Origin of the sequence: Xanthomonas campestris pv. phormiicola (genome assembly GCA_025666215.1) — a bacterium.
Lineage (GTDB): Bacteria > Pseudomonadota > Gammaproteobacteria > Xanthomonadales > Xanthomonadaceae > Xanthomonas_A > Xanthomonas_A campestris_A.
Map to the genome: position 1 here is coordinate 2,124,097 of CP102593.1, position 17,326 is coordinate 2,141,422.

Here is a 17,326-nt window from a genome sequence, read left to right on the forward strand (position 1 = left end):
CAACAGCCGCAGCCGCAGCAACAGCCGCAGCAACAGCGAAGGGCAAAGGCGGAAGCAATAGCCGCAGCAGCAGCGAAGGGCAAAGCGACAGCGACAGCCAAGGCGAAGGCAACAGCAAGAGCGGCAGCAGGAACACAGCAACAGCACAGCACCACCAGACACAGCACCAGAGCATGGAGTCGACATGGATCGGATAGAAACGCGGGCCCTGCAGGATCTGGATGCGGCGCATCACCTGCACCCGTTCAACGACAACGCCGCGCTGGCCCAGAAAGGCACGCGCATCCTGACCCGCGGCGACGGCGCCTACGTCTGGGACGCCGACGGCAACCAGCTGCTCGACGCCTTCGCCGGGCTGTGGTGCGTCAACGTCGGCTATGGGCGCAAGGAACTCGGCCAGGCCGCCGCGCGGCAGATGGAACAGCTGGCGTACTACAACAGCTTCTTCCAGTGCACCACCGAGCCGACCATCCGCCTCGCCGCCAAACTCGCCGAACTCACCACCGGCGACCTCGACCATGCCTTCTTCACCAACTCCGGCTCCGAGGCCAACGACACCATCCTGCGCCTGGTGCGGCACTTCTGGGCCGTGCAGGACCAGCCGCAGAAGAGCATCTTCATCGGCCGCCACGACGGCTACCACGGCACCACCATGGCCGGCGCCAGCCTCGGCGGGATGAAGGGCATGCACCGCCAGGGCGGACTGCCCATTCCCGACATCCACCATATCGACCCGCCATACCCGTTCGGCGACGGCGGCGACCTGGATCCGGAGGAATACGGCCTGCTGGCCGCGCGCCGGCTCGAGGACAAAATCCTGGAACTGGGGCCGCAGCGCGTGGCCGCGTTCATCGGCGAACCGATCATGGGCGCGATCGGCGTGTACATCCCGCCGCGCAGCTACTGGCCGGAGATCGAGCGCATCTGCCGCCGCTACGACGTGCTGCTGGTCGCCGACGAAGTGATCTGCGGCTTCGGCCGCACCGGCGAATGGTTCGGCGCGCAGCACTTCGGGTTCCAGCCGGACGTGATGACCATCGCCAAGGGCATCACCTCCGGCTACATCCCGCTCGGCGCGGCGATGTTCGGCAAGCGCGTGGCCACGGTGCTGAAGGAGCAGGGCGGCGAGCTGGCGCACGGTTGCACCTATTCGGGGCATCCGGTGTGCGCGGCGGTGGCGCTGGAGAACCTGCGCCTGCTGCAGGACGAGGGCATCGTCGAACGCGCGCGCCGCGAGATCGCGCCGTACCTGGCGCAGCGCTGGGCCGAGCTGGGCGAGCATCGGCTGGTCGGCGAGGCGCGCATCGTCGGCATGATCGGCGCGCTGGAACTTGTCCCGGACAAGCCGCGCCGGCACTATTTCCCCGACCGCGGCAAGGTCGGCGCGCTGTGCCGCGACCATGCGCTGCGCCGCGGCCTGATCCTGCGCGCGACCAACGATGCGATGCTGCTGTCGCCGCCGCTGATCCTCAGCCGCGCCCAGGTCGACGAGCTGTTCGACAAGGCCTGGCTGGCGCTGGAGGACACCGCCCAGACGCTGGGCAAATAGGCCGGCGCTGGTTAGTCTGGATGGGTGTCTTGAGGCGGCCGCGCGACGCCGCGGCGTGTATCTTCCGATCTTCCCCATGGACCTGCGGAGACCTGCAATGAAGCTGCGACTGCTCACCCTTTCCCTCTCTGCGGCGCTGCTCGCCTCCTGTGGCGGTTCCGGCGGCGGCGAAGGCGGCAAGCCCGCGGCGGGCGAGGACCAGGTCCTCAACGTCTACAACTATTCGGACTACATCGCCGAGAACACCGTGCCCGCGTTCGAGAAGGCCAGCGGGGTCAAGGTCACCTACGACGTGTTCGACAGCGACGAGATGGTCGAGACCAAGTTGCTGGCCGGCGGCAGCGGCTACGACGTGGTGGTGCCGACGCTGAACTTCTTCGGCCGGCAGATCCAGGCCGGGGTGTTCCTGCCGCTGGACAAGAGCAAGATCCCGAACCTGGCCAACCTGGATCCGGAGATCATGCGGCGCATCGCGCAGCAGGATCCGGGCAACAAGTACGGCGTGCCGTACATGGTCGGCACCACCGGCATCGGCTACAACGTGGACAAGGTCAAGGCCGCGTTCGGCAGCACCGACATCGCCAACAGCTGGGACCTGGTGTTCAAGCCGGAGAACATCGCCAAGCTCAAGGACTGCGGCGTCACCATCCTCGATACGCCGTCGGACCTGATCCCGATCGCGCTGCACTACCAGGGCGAGGATCCGCACACCACCGACAGCGCCAAGATCGAGAAGGCCGCCGCGCTGATCAAGAGCATCCGCCCGTACGTGCAGAACTTCCACTCCTCGCAGTACGTGACCTCGCTGGCCAACGGCAGCACCTGCCTGGCGGTGGGCTGGTCCGGCGACATCATCCAGGCGCGCGACCGCGCCGAGGAAGCCAAGAACGGCGTGAAAGTGGCCTATTCGATCCCCAAGGAAGGCGCGCCGCAGTGGTTCGACATGCTGGCGATCCCGAAGGATGCCAAGCATCCGGAGAACGCCTACAAGTTCATCAACTACCTGCTGACGCCGGAGGTGGCCGCGGCCAACTCCAACTTCATCCACTACGCCAATCCGGTGCCCAAGGCGACGCCGCTGGTGGATGCGGCGATCCGCAACGACCCGACCATCTACCCGCCGCCGGAGGTGGCGGCGAAAATGTTCACCTATTCGATCAACCCGCCCGAGGTGGACAAGCTGTATACCCGCCTGTGGACGGAGATCAAGACCGGCCGCTGAGCCGGTCGCGTCCGTGGTCCATGGCGCCGCGCTTCGGCGCGGCGCCTGCACGCAGTACGGCCGCGCAAGGCGCGGTCGCCAAAGGGGAGGGCCACCGGGATCCGCGCCAGCGCGGCGTCCCGCCAACCGCTGCCCGCAACGGGCGGCATGGGAGACGACGATGAAGCGGCGAGCGATAGCGGGGATGGTGGCGGTGCTGTGCCTGGCGGGCTGCGGCGGATCGGGCCGGCAGGACGCCGCGGCGGACGGCGGCGATGCCAGGCAGTTGAACGTCTACAACTGGTCGGACTACATCGCCGAAGGCACCTTGCCCGGCTTCGAGCGGCATAGCGGCATCCATGTCACCTACGACGTGTTCGACAGCAACGAGGTGCTGGAAGCCAAGCTGCTGGCCGGCGGCAGCGGCTACGACGTGGTGGTGCCGTCGCTGAGTTTCCTCGGCCGGCAGATCCAGGCCGGGGTGTTCCTGCCGCTGGACAAGAGCAAGATCCCCAACCTGGTCAATCTGGACCCGGCGATGATGCAGCGCATCGCGCAGCAGGATCCGGGCAACACCTACGCGGTGCCGTACCTGTGGGGCACCACCGGCATCGGCTACAACGTGGACAAGATCCAGGCCGCGTTCGGCAGCACCGACGTGGTCGACAGCTGGGACCTGGTGTTCAAGCCGGAGAACCTGGCCAAGCTCAAGGACTGCGGGGTGACCTTCCTCGACACCGCCTCGGAGATCGTGCCGACGGTGCTGCACTACCTAGGCGAGGACCCGAACAGCACCGACCCGAAGGTGATCGAAAAGGCCGCGGCCAAGCTCAAGGAAATCCGCCCCTACATCCAGAACTTCCACTCCTCGCAGTACATCGACGCGCTGGCCAAGGGCAGCACCTGCCTGGTGGTGGGCTGGTCGGGCGACATCCTGCAGGCGCGCGACCGCGCCGAGGAGGCCAAGAACGGCGTGCACATCGCCTACTCGATCCCGAAGGAAGGCGCGCTGCAGTTCTTCGACATGCTGGCGATCCCCAAGGACGCCAGGCATCCGGAGCAGGCCTACCAGTTCATCAATTACCTGCTGACCCCGGAAGTGGCCGCGGCCAACACCAACTTCGTCAGCTATCCGAACGCGGTGCCCAAGTCGCTGCCGCTGATCGATGCGGCGATCAGCGGCGACCGCACCATCTACCCGCCGGCGCAGGTGCAGGCCAAGCTGTTCGCGCTGGCGGTGATGCCGCCGGAGGTGGACCGCCAGTACACGCGGCTGTGGACCGAGCTGAAGACCGGGCGCTGAGCGGAGACGCAGCAGGTGATTCCCCTCTCCCGTCGGGAGAGGGGTTGGGGTGAGGATACGGCGCGAAGCGTCTCGCTGAATTGGGGCGTACGAGGCTGCGCCCTTACCCTCATCCGGCCCTGCGGGCCACCTTCTCCCGGTGGGAGAAGGAACAGCCGGTGCTGTGCCTTAGCCCCTCTCCCGTCGGGAGAGGGGTAGGGGTGAGGGTTGTCCTGGTCTAATTCTCGTGGACACCTCGATAGGGGATGATCATGCCCAGCGAGGACTTTGAACGACATGACGCCCCGTATCCGTAGAAATTTCGATACCGCCTTCAAGCTGCAGGTGGTGCAAATGATCCGCGACCAAGGCCTGAGCGTGGGTCAGGTGTGCCGCGATCTGGACTTGGTCGATAGCGCCGTGCGTCGCTGGCTGGCCCAATACGAGGCCGAGCATGCCGGCCAGCCTGGGCAAGGTCGGCCCCTGACCCCCGAGCAGCAACGCATCCGTGAGTTGGAACGGGAGAACCAGCGACTGCGTGAGGACAACAGCTTGTTAAAAAAAGCATCGGCCTTCTTCGCCCGGGAACTGAAATGATCCAGCAGATGATCGATCAGTGGCAGGAGAAGGCCGCAACCGCCCGGCTGTGCCAGCTGCTGGGCGTGAGCCGCTCGGGGCTGTATGCGGCCCGTCGGCGGCGCGCAGCACCGAGGTCCTGCACGCTCGCTGCGCCGTTGCAGGCGGCCTTCCAGGCCAGCGGCGGCAACTACGGCAGCCGCCGGCTGAGCGCGAGCCTGAAGGCCCAGGGCCTGCCCGCCGGTCGCCATCGAGTCCGCCGCCTGATGAAGCAGCAGGGACTGAAGGCGCGCTGGAGGCGCAAGTTCGTCCATACCACCGACAGCCGACACGAGATGCCGGTGGCGGACAACCATCTGGATCGGCGCTTCAACCCGGACGCCCTCGACCAGGCCTGGGTGGCCGATATCACCTACATCCGCACCGAGCGCGGCTGGCTGTACCTGGCCGCGGTGCTGGACCTGTACTCGCGCAAGGTGGTGGGCTGGGCGATGGCGCCGACCATGCCGGCCGAGCTGGTCTGTACCGCCTTGCAGATGGCCATTGCCCTGCGCCAGCCCAAGCCGGGGCTGATCGTGCATAGCGACCGCGGCAGCCAGTACGCCAGCCAGGCCCACCGCGACCTGCTGACCAAGCACAAGCTGGTGGCCAGCATGAGCCGCAAGGGCAACTGCTGGGACAACGCGGTGATGGAGCGGTTCTTCCTGAGCCTGAAAATGGAGCGCGTCTGGCAGCGTCGCTACACCAACCCCAACGAGGCCATCGCCGACATCACCCACTACATCGTCGGCTTCTACAACACCCACCGCCTGCACTCCACCCTCGGCTATCGATCTCCAGCCGACTACGAGAAAGCCACCACCTGAAATCCCCTATCCACGTGTCCACCAAAACTTGACCACAACAGGTACGGCGCAAGCGGAAGGCCTGAACAGCATCCTGCACGCGATGCGCCTGGCCACACCCCATTGGCCATCGTTGCAGCGGGCGAGGATCGTGACGAGGAGCCGCTTGCAGGGCGCCTGAACGCCACCGCCAGTCGCACTCACGCGATCTCGACTCGCCGGTACAGACACTTGTACAGTCTGCCGTACGCTACCGTCTGGTGAGCGCGCCGCCCGGCAGCGCGTCGCTGCCCCTGCACCGTCAGGCGCGCCGGCGAGGATGGTCCTCCAATTCCCCCAGGAACCTGCGACTTGAGCACCCACGACCCAGATCCCACGCAGACGCAACCGCAGGCGGCTTCGGACGATGCGCGTGCCGTGCCCGCCCAGGACGACGCCAGGCAGCCCGACACGCCGTCGCCGTTGAAGAATCCCAAGGTGAAATGGACCTTGCTGCTGATCGGCCTGGCGGTTGCGATCGGCTTGATCGTGTGGCTGATCTATTACCTGACCACTGGCCGCTACCTGCAGGAAACCAACAACGCCTACCTGCAGGCCGATGCGGTGGCGGTGGCGCCGCGGGTCAACGGCTACGTGACTGCCGTGTACGTCGGCGACAACCAGACGGTCAAGGCCGGGCAGCCGCTGCTGCAGATCGACGAGCGTACCTATCGCGCCACCCAGCAGCAGGCGCAGGCGGTGGTCGCGGTGCGCCATGCCGATATCGCCGCTGCCGAGGCCGGCCTGCAGGCGCAACGCGCCACGCTGCTGCAGGCGCGCACCCAGGTGACTGCGGCCGCGGCCAGCCTGCGCTTCGCCCAGGGCGAGGCCAAGCGCTTCGCGCCGCTGGCCGCGTCCGGCGCCGATACCCACGAGCACTACGAGAGCATCGTCCACGACCGCGATCGCGCGCAGGCCCAGTACGACGCGGCCAAGGCCCAGGTGGTCGCTGCCGAGAGCCAGGTGCAGGGCGCCAGCGCGCAGCTCGACCAGGCCCGCGCCGGGCTGCAGCAGGCGCAGGCCGATGCCGACCAGGCGCAGGTGGCGATGGAGGACACGCGGCTGACCGCGCGCATCGACGGCCGCATCGGCGACAAGACCGTGCAGGTCGGCCAGTTCGTCGCCGCCGGCACGCGGCTGATGAGCGTGGTGCCGGTCGATGCGCTGTACCTGAGCGCCAACTTCAAGGAAACCCAGGTCGGGCTGATGCGGCCCGGACAGCCGGCGCGGATCGAGGTCGATGCGCTGTCGGGGGTCGAGCTGGACGGCGTGGTCGAGAGCATCGCGCCGGGCACCGGCTCGCAGTTCGCGCTGCTGCCGCCGGAGAACGCCACCGGCAACTTCACCAAGGTGGTGCAGCGGGTGCCGGTGCGGATCCGCCTGAAGGCTGGCGCGGAGGCGCGCAAGGTGCTGGTGCCGGGCATGTCGGTGACGGTCACGGTGGACACGCGCGCGGCCAAGGACGTCAAGGACCGCGTGCAGCAGGAAAGCAAGCAGGGCGAGGGCCGGCCGTGAGCGAGGCCGCCGCTGCCCCGGCGGCGGGCGCCGGCGCGCAGCGCAAGGCCGATGCCGGCGCGTGGCTGGCGGTGGCCGCCGGCACCATCGGCTCGTTCATGGCGACGCTGGACATCTCCATCGTCAACGCGGCGTTGCCGACCATCCAGGGCGAGGTCGGCGCCAGCGGCACCGAGGGCACCTGGATCTCCACCGCCTACCTGGTCGCCGAGATCGTGATGATCCCGCTGACCGGCTGGTTCGTGCGCACCCTGGGGCTGCGCAATTTCCTGCTGATCTGCGCGCTGCTGTTCACGTTCTTCTCGGTGGTGTGCGGGCTGTCCAACAGCCTGACCATGATGATCCTGGGCCGCGTCGGCCAGGGTTTCGCCGGCGGCGCGCTGATCCCCACCGCGCTGACCATCGTCGCCACGCGGCTGCCGCCGGCGCAGCAGACCATGGGCACTGCGCTGTTCGGCATGACCGTGATCCTGGGGCCGGTGATCGGCCCACTGCTCGGCGGCTGGCTGACCGAGAACGTCAGCTGGCACTACGCGTTCTTCATCAACGTGCCGATCTGCGCCGGGCTGGTGGCGCTGCTGCTGCTCGGCCTGCCGCACGAACGCATGAACCTGCGCGGGTTGCTCGACGCCGACTGGCTCGGCATCTTCGGGCTGACCGCCGGGCTCGGCGCGCTGACCGTGGTGCTGGAGGAAGGCCAGCGCGAGCGCTGGTTCGAGTCCTCGGAGATCGTGCTGCTGAGCCTGCTCTCGCTGGTCGGCTTCGTCGCCCTGGTCGCCTCGCAGTTTTTCAGCCGGCAGCCGGTGATCCGCCTGTCGATCCTGCTGCAGCGCAGTTTCGGCGCGGTGTTCGTGATGGTGATGGCGGTGGGCATGATCCTGTTCGGGGTCATGTACATGATCCCGCAGTTCCTGGCCACGATCTCCGGCTACAACACCGAGCAGTCCGGCTACGTGGTGCTGCTGTCCGGCGTGCCGACGGTGCTGCTGATGCCGTTGATGCCGAAGATGCTGATGCGCGTGGACGTGCGCATCCTGGTGATCGGCGGGCTGAGCTGTTTCGCCGTGGCCTGCTTCGTCAACATGAACCTCAGCGCCGATTCGGTGGGCATGCATTTCGTGATCGGCCAGCTGCTGCAGGGCTGCGGCCTGGCGCTGGCGATGATGTCGCTGAACCAGGCCGCCATCTCGTCGGTGCCGCCGGAGCTGGCCGGCGACGCCTCCGGGTTGTTCAACGCCGCGCGCAACATGGGCGGCTCGATCGGGCTGGCGCTGATCTCCACCTTCCAGGAGCGGCGCATGGTGTTCCACACACAGATGATCGGCAGCGGCACCAGTGCCAATTCGCCGCTGGCACAGGATTACCTGCACGGCCTGGCCGCGCAGCTGCAGTCCGCTTCCGGCGCCGGTGCGGCGATGCAGTCGGTGGCACAGCTGGCGCGCATGGTGCAGCAGCAGGCGCTGGTGATGACCTACAACGACCTGTTCTGGATCTTCGGGGTGATCGTGGTGTGCACGATTCCGCTGGGGCTGCTGCTCAAACCGCTGCCCAAGGGCGGCGCTCCGCTTGCGATGCATTGAGGATTCCATGGCTCAGCGTTTTTCCCGTGTGCTCGTCCCCGCCGCGCTGCCGCTGCTGCTGTCGGCCTGCGTGCTCGGCCCGAACTACGTGAAGCCGCCGCCGGTGGCCGAGGCGGCGCAGGCACAGCCGCAGCTGCATCGCGCCGACGCGGTCGCCGCGGCGGCCGGGGTGGTGCCGGCGCCGCCGCCGCAGCGCTGGTGGGAGGCGTTGCAGGACCCGCAGTTGAACGCGCTGGTCGAACAGGCGCTGCAGAACAGCCCGAACCTGCGCGCCGCGCAGGCCAAGCTGCGCGCCTCGCGCGCGCTGGTGCAGCAGCGCCATGCCGAGCAGTTGCCCAGCGTCGGCGCCAATGCCGCCTATCTCAACGCCAGGGCGCCGGACGCGCTGGCCGACGGCCTGGGCAGCGTCGCCGCCGGCAGCGGCCAGCAACTGTCCATCGATCCGCATGCGCAGCTGTACAGCGTCGGCTTCGATGCCAGCTGGGAGCTGGATTTCTTCGGCCGCCGCCGCCGCGCCAGCGAAGGCGCACTGGCCGACGCACAGGCCGACGAGGCCGAACTGGCCGATACCCAGGTGCAACTCGCCGCCGAAGTGGGCCAGGCCTATCTGGGCTATCGCGGCACCCGCGAGCGCATCGCCATCGCCCAGCGCAACCTCGAGGCGGCGCGGCAGACCCTGCAACTGACCCGGCAGCGCCGCGAGCGCGGCGCCGATGCCGACCTGCAGGTGGAGCGCGCGCAGGCGCAGCTGCAGCAGCAAGAGGCGGTGTTGCCGGACCTGCAGGCGCAGGCGAAGGAGGCGCTGGACCAGCTGGCGCTGATGATCGGCCGCGAGCCGGGCGCGCTCGACGCCGCGCTGGCCGCGGATCGGCCGTTGCCGACCTTGCCGGCGGTGGTGCCGGTGGACGATGCGGGATCGTTGATCCGCCGCCGCCCCGACGTGCGCCGCGCCGAGCGCCAGCTGGCGTCCTCCTCGGCGCAGATCGGGCAGGCGCTGAGCGCATACTTCCCGCAGGTCACCCTGCTCGGCAATATCGGCATGGCCGCGACCACGCCGGGCGGCTTGGGCAGCGACGCGGTCAACAGCGTGGTGGCGCCGTTCCTGCGCTGGTCGATCTTCGATTTCGGCGCGACCAGGGCCAAGGTCGCGCAGGCGCGCGCCGGCAACGAAGCGCGCCTGGCCGCCTACGAAGGCACCGTGCTGGCGGCGCTGCAGGACGCCAACAGCGCGCTGGCGCGGTTCGGCGCTGCGCGCCAGCAGGCGCTGGCCGCGGCCAAGGCCGAAGCGTCGGCGGACCGTTCCGCGGCGCTGTTGCAACAGCGTTACGCCGCCGGCGCCTCGTCGCTGATCGACGCGCTCGACGTGCAGCGCCAGCAGGCCTCGGCGCAGGACAGCGCGGTGCAGGCGCGGACCCAGGTGCTGCTGCGCTACGTGGCGCTGCAGAAGAGCCTGGGCCTGGGCTGGGCGCCGCCGCCATCGGCAGCGCAACCGCAATAAACGCCCGTGCCGCGGTATCGCCGATGCGGCAGCCGCGGCTACACTGAGGTCGGCCGCAGTTCCCGGCAGCATCGGCGAACCTGCGCAGCGGCGTCTTCCACGGGGAGCAACAGATGGCGTTGAGCGAAGCGAGATCCGACCTTCCGCCGGCCGCGATTGCGGCTGCAGCGGCGCCGCTGGCCAAGGGCAGCGGCTATTTGTCCATCGCCGGCTTGCGCAAGGAGTTCGACGGCTTCGTCGCGCTCGACGATGTCGACCTGGACATCCGCAAGGGCGAGATCTTCGCGCTGCTCGGCGGCTCGGGCAGCGGCAAGTCCACGTTGCTGCGCTGCCTGGGCGGATTCGAGCAACCCAGCCGCGGCCGCATCGTGCTCGACGGGCAGCCGCTGGACGGCCTGCCGCCGTACGAGCGCCCGCTCAACATGATGTTCCAGTCCTACGCGCTGTTCCCGCACATGACGGTGGAGCAGAACATCGCGTTTGGGCTCAAGCAGGACGGCCTGTCGCGCGCGGCCGTCGCCAAGCGCGTCGGCGAGATGCTGGAACTGGTGCAGCTGGGCAAGCTCGGCAAGCGCAAGCCGCACCAGCTGTCCGGCGGACAGCAGCAGCGCGTGGCGCTGGCGCGTTCGCTGGCCAAGGGGCCGAAACTGCTGCTGCTGGATGAACCGATGGGCGCGCTGGACAAGAAGCTGCGCTCGCAGATGCAGCTGGAGCTGGTCGGCATCATCGAAACCTCCGGGGTGACCTGCGTGATGGTCACCCACGACCAGGAGGAGGCGATGACCATGGCCACCCGCATCGCGCTGATGGATGCCGGCTGGATCCAGCAGGTCGGCACCCCGGACGAGATCTACGAGCAGCCGGCCAACCGCTTCGCCGCCGAGTTCATCGGCTCGGTGAACCTGATCGACGCGGTCATCGATGAGGACCTGCCGGACTACGTGACCCTGCGCACCGCCGCGTTTCCCGACAGCATCTACGTCGGCCACGGCATCACCGGCATCACCGGGCAGCCGGTCTCGTTCGCGGTGCGCCCGGAGAAGCTGGGCATCGGCAAGGACGCGCCGGCGCAGGCGCACAACAAGGCGCAGGGCACGATCGAGGACATCGCCTATTTCGGCAGCCATTCGGTCTACCACGTGCGCCTGCCCAGCGGCTTCAAGCTGATGGCCAACTTCGCCAACCGGCAGCGCTGGGCCAGCGACAACCTGACCTGGGGCGATGCGGTGTGGGTGTGGTGGGGCGACAACGACGGCGTGGTGCTGACCGCATGAGCGCGCCCGCCGCTGCCGCCGCACCTGCCGCGCAACCCGCGGCGTCGCCGCGCACGTTGCTGCAGCGCCTGCGCAAGCGGCGCCTGCCCGGCGCGCGCTGGTTGGTGATCGCCGCACCGTACCTGTGGTTGCTGTTGTTCTTCGCGATCCCGTTCCTGATCGTGCTGCGCATCTCCTTCGCCGAACAGGCGATCAGCAGCCCGCCGTACAGCGACCTGCTGGACTACAAGGATGGGGTGCTGACGCTGAAGTTCACCCTGCAGAACTACCTGGCGCTGGTGCGCGACAACCAGTACATCGAAGCCTACTGGGGCTCGATCAAGATCGCCGGGATCTCCACCCTGTTGACCTTGCTGATCGGTTATCCGATGGCCTACGTGATCGCGCGCATGTCGCCGTCCTCGCGCAACATCGCGATGATGCTGGTGGTGCTGCCGTCGTGGACCTCGTTCCTGATCCGCGTCTACGCCTGGATCGGCATCCTCGACAGCAACGGCGTGCTCAACCGCGCGCTGCTGGCGCTGGGGCTGATCGAACAGCCGCTGCGCATCCTGTACACGCCGCTCGCCGCCTACATCGGCATCGTCTACTGCTATCTGCCGTTCATGGTGCTGCCGCTGTACGCGACCCTGGTGAAGCAGGATCACCGCCTGCTCGAGGCCGCCTACGACCTCGGCGCGCGGCCGTGGAAGGCGTTCGCGACCATCACCTTGCCGATGTCGCGCCCGGGCATCGTCGCCGGCTGCATGCTGGTGATGATCCCGGCGGTGGGCGAGTTCGTGATCCCGGAAATGCTCGGCGGGCCGGATACGCTGATGATCGGCCGGGTGCTGTGGGGCGAGTTCTTCAACAACCGCGACTGGCCGGCGGCCTCGGCGGTGGCGATCGCGATGCTGGCGCTGTTGATGCTGCCGATCCTGATCTTCAACCGCTACCAGCAACGCCAGCTCGAAGGCGGCCAGGCATGAGCGCGCTGCGCGGCGGGCGCGTGCTGCGCTGGACGGTGCTGACCGGCGGCTTCGCCTTCCTGTACCTGCCGATCCTGCTGTTGATGGTGTATTCGTTCAATGCCTCCAAGCTGGCCACGGTGTGGGCCGGCTTCTCCACCAAGTGGTACGGCGAACTGCTGCGCGACCGGCAGATCCTGCAGGCGGCGTGGATCAGCCTGAAGGTCGCGTTCTGGACCGCCACCGCGTCGATGGTGATCGGCACCCTGGCGGCGATGGTGATGACCCGCTTCCGCCGTTTTCCCAGCAAGAGCCTGTTCGGCGCGCTGGTGACCGCGCCGCTGGTGATGCCGGAGGTGATCATCGGCCTGTCGATCATGATGATGCTGGTGTCGATGGGCGGGCTGATCGGCATCCCACCCAAGGGGGTCACCGCGATCTGGGCCGCGCATGTCACCTTCACCCTGTCCTTCGTCACCGTGGTGGTGTCCTCGCGTCTGCAGGAGCTGGACCGCTCGCTGGAAGAAGCGGCGATGGACCTGGGCGCGAACCGGCTCAAGGTGTTCTTCCTGATCACCTTGCCGATCATCGCCCCGGCGCTGGTGTCCGGCTGGCTGCTGGCGTTCACCCTGTCGCTGGACGACGTGGTGATCGCCAACTTCGTCGCCGGGCCCAACTCGACCACGCTGCCGATGACCGTGTTCTCCTCGGTGCGGATGGGACTGAAGCCGAAGATCAACGCACTGGCCACGCTGATGGTGCTGGCGGTGTCGATCGCCGCCTTCGTCGGCTGGTGGCTGATGGCGCGCAGCGAGAAGCGCCGCCAGCGCGACATCCAGCTGGCGCTGCAGCAGGGCGGCTGACGGGTCTTCGAACAGGGTGCGGTGGGCTGCTTGTTGTGGGAGCGACGTCAGTCGCGACAGGCCTTCCCGGTAACGCCGTCGCGACTGAAGGGCACCTCTAATAACCCCAAAAAACTCGACTAAAACGCTCGCAAGTCATTGATGCGCAAAATGCGAAATTTTTAGAATCGAGGTTATTAGAGGTGCCCTGAAGTCGCTCCCACAAGAGTCCTACAAAGGCCTCAGCCGCCGCAGAACGCTGTGGTCCATCGCAGCGGCGCTGTCGCCACGCCGCCGCAACCATCGCGGCGCTAGGCTGGGCGGACTTTTTCCAGGAGTCCGTCGCGATGCCCTACGACACCGTCAATCCCGCCACCGGCCAGGTCGAATACCGCCTGGAGCTGATGGATGCCGCCGCCGTCGAGCGGCGCCTGGCCGCGTCCGCACAGGCATTCCGCGCATGGGCGGAAACGCCGCTGGAACAGCGCGGCGCGCTGTTGCGGCAGGTCGGCGTGCAGTTGCGCGCGCGCCGCGAGGAGATCCAGCGGGTGATGACCGCGGAGATGGGCAAGCTGCGCAAGGAGGCGCTGGCCGAGATCGACAAGTGCGCCGACGCCTGCGACTACTACGCCGAGCACGCCGCCGACTATCTGCGCGAGCTGCCGGTGGCCACCGACGCGCAGCGCAGCTACGTGCGCTACGAGCCGCTGGGCTGCGTGCTGGCGGTGATGCCGTGGAACTTCCCGATCTGGCAGGTGTTCCGCTTCCTGGCGCCGGCGCTGATGGCCGGCAACGTGGCGCTGCTCAAGCACGCCAGCAACGTGCCGCGCTGCGCCGACGCGATCCATGCCGCACTCGCCGCCGCCGGCGTGCCGGATGGCGTGTTCGACGTGCTGCATATCGACAACGACCAGGCCGCCGAGGTGCTGCGCGATGCGCGCATCGCCGCGGTGACGCTGACCGGCAGCGAGCGCGCCGGCCGTTCCATCGCCGCCAACGCCGGCGATCAATTGAAGAAGTGCGTGATGGAACTCGGCGGCAGCGACGCCTTCGTGGTGCTGGACGACGCGGATCTGGACATCACCGTGGCCGCGGCGGTGAAGTCGCGTTTCGACAACGCCGGACAGACCTGCATCGCGGCCAAGCGTTTCGTGGTGGTCGCGGCCATCGCCGACGAGTTCGTGCGCCGCTTCGTCGCCGCCGCGGCCGAGCGCCGCCTCGGCGATCCGCAGGACGAGGCGACCACGCTGGCGCCGATGGCGCGGCAGGACCTGCGCGACGAACTGCACAAGCAGGTGCAGGCCAGCATCGCCAGGGGCGCCACGTCGCTGCTCGGCGGCGCCCCGGACACCGGCACCCACGCCGGCTATCCGGCCTCGATCCTGGACCATGTGGTGCCGGGCATGCCCGCCTACGACGAGGAACTGTTCGGCCCGGTCGCCGCGATCCTGCGCGTGGCCGACGAGGCCGAGGCGGTGCGCGTGGCCAACGACACCAGCTTCGGCCTGGGCGGCAGCGTGTGGAGCGCCGACCGCGCCCGCGGCGAGCGCGTCGCCCGCCAGCTGCAGTGCGGCGCGGCCTTCGTCAACGCCATCGTCAAGAGCGACGTGCGCCTGCCGTTCGGCGGCATCAAGCGCTCCGGCTTCGGCCGCGAACTGGCCGAGCATGGGATTCATGAGTTCATGAACATCAAGTCGGTGTATGTGGGTTGAAGCCGGGATTGGGGAGTCGGGATTGGGGATTCGCAACAGCGGATCCCGATGCCTGACGCCAAGCGGCGCAGCTGTTGCTTCAACGCGTGGCTTGCCTCGAACTGGCTACGGCGTGGAGTTCCGCCGTTGCGAATCCCCAATCTCCAATCCCCAATCCCGGCTCACAGCCACCGCGCCCGCTTGAACGCCAGATACAGCCCCAGGCAGACGACGCCGACGCCGCCGATCATCAGCGGGTAGGCCCAGGGCCATTCCAGTTCCGGCATCTGCTTGAAGTTCATGCCGTACCAGCTGGTGATCAGGGTCGGGGCCGCGAGCAGCGCGGCCCAGGCGCCGAGGCGCTTGACCGTCTCGCCCTGGGCCAGGGTCACCAGCGACAGGTTCACGCTCAGCGCGGTGCCGAGCATCTCGCGCAGGGTGTCGATCGCCTCGTTGGTGCGCACCGCGTGGTCGAGCACGTCGCGCACGTACAGCCGCACCTCGTCGGGAATCAGCGGGCCGGGGTTGCGCTTGAGATGGGCGAGCACGTCCTGCAGCGGCGCCACGCCCAGGCGCATCTGGTTGAGCTCACGCTTGAGTTCGTACAGGCGGATCGCGGTGTCGCGCCGGTAGGCCTCGGCGAAGATGTCCTTTTCCAGCCGCTCCAGGCTCTGCCGGAATTCGTCCAGGATCGGCTGGTAGTTGTCGACGATGTAGTCCAGCACCGCGTACAGCGCGTAGGACGGGCCGAGCTGCATCAGCGCCGCCTCGCGCTCCAGGCGTTCGCGCACCGGCGCGTACGGCAGCGAGGCGCCGTGGCGCACGGTCAGCAGGAAGCGCGCGCCGAGGAAGGCGTGGGTCTCGCCGTAGACGATGCGCTCGTCGATCACCTGCGCGGTGTGCACGGCCAGGAACAGCGAGTTGCCATAGGCCTCGACCTTGGGCCGCTGGTGCGCCTTGCGCGTGTCCTCGATCGCCAGGTCGTGCAACTGGAATTCGTCCTGCAGCTGCTGCAGCACTTGGTCGGCGGGTTCGTACATGCCGACCCAGACGAAGCCGTCGGGCGCGGCCAGCACGTCGCTGATCTGCTCCAGGGCGATGTCGTGGCGGCGGCCGTGGCCGTCGTAGTGCACGCAGTTGATGACGCAGGCGGGATTGGCGGGGACGGAGGCCATGGGCAGCAATGGTGTGGGGGCAGGATCAGCGCTGCAAGCGGCGCCGCGTGAAGGCCCAGGCCAGCGCGGCGTGCACCGGCAGCAGCAGGGCGATCCACTGCAGGTTGAATTGCGGCTGCAGCATCGACAGCCAATGGATCAGCAGCGCGGCGCCGGCCAGTGCGACCACCAGCCACAGCAGCGCGCCGAACCAGCGCCCGGGCTGGCGGCCGCGCAGCTGCGCGATGGCGCCGCCGACCAGCAGCAGGCACAGCGGGTCGAGCAGCAGCAGGTTGCGATTGGCCCAGGCCGCGCGGTGGTCGCTGCAGCCCCACAGGTACAGCAGCACGCCGCCGCCGAGCGCGCACAGCAGCCAGAACGGCAGCGCCAGCGCCGCCAGCCAGCGCGGCCGCCGCGCCAGCGCGACCACGCCGACGGCGACCAGCAGCCCGGCCAGCAGCCACGGCCACCAGTGCCGCGCCTGTTCCTGCGGTTCCGGCGGCAGCCGCTGCGGCAGCACCCGCTGGCGCGACTGCACCAGCGGGCGCCCGGCGCCGTTGCGTACCTCGCCCAGGCTCTCGGCCAGGCGCATCGGCACGAACGCCTCTTCCCAGCGCGACAGCGGCTTGTCGGCGAACGGGCCCAGGCCCAGGTCGAAGCCCAGCCACATCCAGGGCGCCGGCGAGGCCAGGCGTACCGATTCGCTGCGATAGGTGTTGCCGCGCGAACGCCCCGACAGCTGCGCATGCAGCGTGCCGCCCAGCGCACGGTCCAGCGCGTCGCGGACCATCGTGGCGCAGTTGGCGGTGTAGTAGTCGTAGCGGTAGCGCGCGTTTTCCGGCCGCGCGCGCCAGGCCAGCGCCTGTTGCAGCGCGCGGGCCTGCGCCGGTTCCATGTCCAGCCACTGGATTTCCACGCCGCGGCCGGCGTCGCGGTACTGCGCCAGGTCCTCCTGCAGCGGCAGCGCGACCAGGTAATACATCATGTCGCCGGCGGCGAAGCGGCTGACGAAGTCGGGCTCGCTGGGATCGAAGAAGCCGAAGTTGTACGAGGTGGCCTGGCCGCTGCGCGGATCCACCACCACGATCGCATCGTGGCCGAAGCGTTCGAAGAACACCTCGCCCGGCTGCATCGTGGCCACGCCGATGCGCGGTGCCGGTGCGGACGCGTCGTCGCTGGACGGGCCGGCAACGGGTGTTGCGGTGGCGGCGGGTGCCAGCGCGGGCGGCGCGGCCGGGTCCGCGCTGCCGGCCTGCGCGAACGCCAGCGCCGCGCAGCAGGCCAGCAGCGTGCCCAGCAGCCATTGCGGCCAGCCGCGTGCCGGCCAGCGCGA

At 68.5% G+C, this 17,326-nt stretch carries 13 protein-coding genes; 11 read left to right on the top strand and 2 right to left on the bottom strand.

From position 1 onward, the window contains the following. Positions 1–184 precede the first annotated feature (184 nt). From NRY95_08845 to NRY95_08895, 11 genes are all read left to right on the top strand, one after another. Positions 185–1,549 carry an aspartate aminotransferase family protein gene (locus tag NRY95_08845; protein ID UYC18042.1) on the top strand — a complete coding sequence of 455 codons (1,365 nt, stop codon included), beginning with the start codon at positions 185–187 and terminating at the stop codon, positions 1,547–1,549. Between the two features lie 97 nt (positions 1,550–1,646). After that, on the top strand, positions 1,647–2,771 hold the full coding sequence (locus tag NRY95_08850) for a polyamine ABC transporter substrate-binding protein (GenBank protein UYC18043.1): 1,125 nt from the start codon (positions 1,647–1,649) through the stop codon (positions 2,769–2,771). Between the two features lie 160 nt (positions 2,772–2,931). Next, on the top strand, positions 2,932–4,053 hold the full coding sequence (locus tag NRY95_08855; protein UYC18044.1) for an extracellular solute-binding protein: 1,122 nt from the start codon (positions 2,932–2,934) through the stop codon (positions 4,051–4,053). Between the two features lie 276 nt (positions 4,054–4,329). Then, a protein-coding gene (locus tag NRY95_08860) for an IS3 family transposase (GenBank protein UYC18045.1) occupies positions 4,330–5,474 on the top strand; the annotation gives its coding sequence in 2 pieces (ribosomal slippage) (positions 4,330–4,582 and positions 4,582–5,474; 1,146 coding nt in all). Positions 5,475–5,804: 330 nt separating this feature from the next. Further along, the gene (locus NRY95_08865; protein ID UYC18046.1) at positions 5,805–7,007 is read left to right on the top strand and encodes an HlyD family secretion protein; all 1,203 of its coding nucleotides are present in this window, start codon (positions 5,805–5,807) and stop codon (positions 7,005–7,007) included. After that, on the top strand, positions 7,004–8,587 hold the full coding sequence (locus NRY95_08870) for a DHA2 family efflux MFS transporter permease subunit (GenBank protein UYC18047.1): 1,584 nt from the start codon (positions 7,004–7,006) through the stop codon (positions 8,585–8,587). Before NRY95_08865 ends, NRY95_08870 begins: the two co-directional genes overlap by 4 nt. A gap of 7 nt (positions 8,588–8,594) precedes the next feature. Next, a complete protein-coding gene (locus NRY95_08875) occupies positions 8,595–10,085 on the top strand; it encodes an efflux transporter outer membrane subunit (GenBank protein UYC18048.1) in 1,491 nt (496 codons plus the stop codon). A gap of 113 nt (positions 10,086–10,198) precedes the next feature. Next, positions 10,199–11,359 (top strand): polyamine ABC transporter ATP-binding protein, encoded by a 1,161-nt coding sequence (gene potA / locus NRY95_08880; protein ID UYC18049.1) that lies wholly within the window; start codon positions 10,199–10,201, stop codon positions 11,357–11,359. Then, a complete protein-coding gene (locus NRY95_08885) occupies positions 11,356–12,327 on the top strand; it encodes an ABC transporter permease subunit (GenBank protein ID UYC18050.1) in 972 nt (323 codons plus the stop codon). Before potA ends, NRY95_08885 begins: the two co-directional genes overlap by 4 nt. Further along, positions 12,324–13,169, top strand: coding sequence for an ABC transporter permease subunit (locus tag NRY95_08890; protein UYC18051.1), 846 nt, complete (start codon positions 12,324–12,326; stop codon positions 13,167–13,169). The genes NRY95_08885 and NRY95_08890 overlap by 4 nt, the downstream gene beginning before the upstream one ends. Positions 13,170–13,495: 326 nt before the next feature. Further along, positions 13,496–14,860, top strand: coding sequence for an NAD-dependent succinate-semialdehyde dehydrogenase (locus NRY95_08895; GenBank protein UYC18052.1), 1,365 nt, complete (start codon positions 13,496–13,498; stop codon positions 14,858–14,860). 161 nt (positions 14,861–15,021) lie between these two features. Here the strand turns inward: NRY95_08895 and NRY95_08900 are convergent, their stop codons facing one another. After that, on the bottom strand, positions 15,022–16,014 hold the full coding sequence (locus NRY95_08900) for a magnesium and cobalt transport protein CorA (protein UYC18053.1): 993 nt from the start codon (positions 16,012–16,014) through the stop codon (positions 15,022–15,024). Positions 16,015–16,039: 25 nt separating this feature from the next. Next, positions 16,040–17,260 carry a DUF4105 domain-containing protein gene (locus tag NRY95_08905; protein ID UYC18541.1) on the bottom strand — a complete coding sequence of 407 codons (1,221 nt, stop codon included), beginning with the start codon at positions 17,258–17,260 and terminating at the stop codon, positions 16,040–16,042. Positions 17,261–17,326 lie beyond the last annotated feature (66 nt).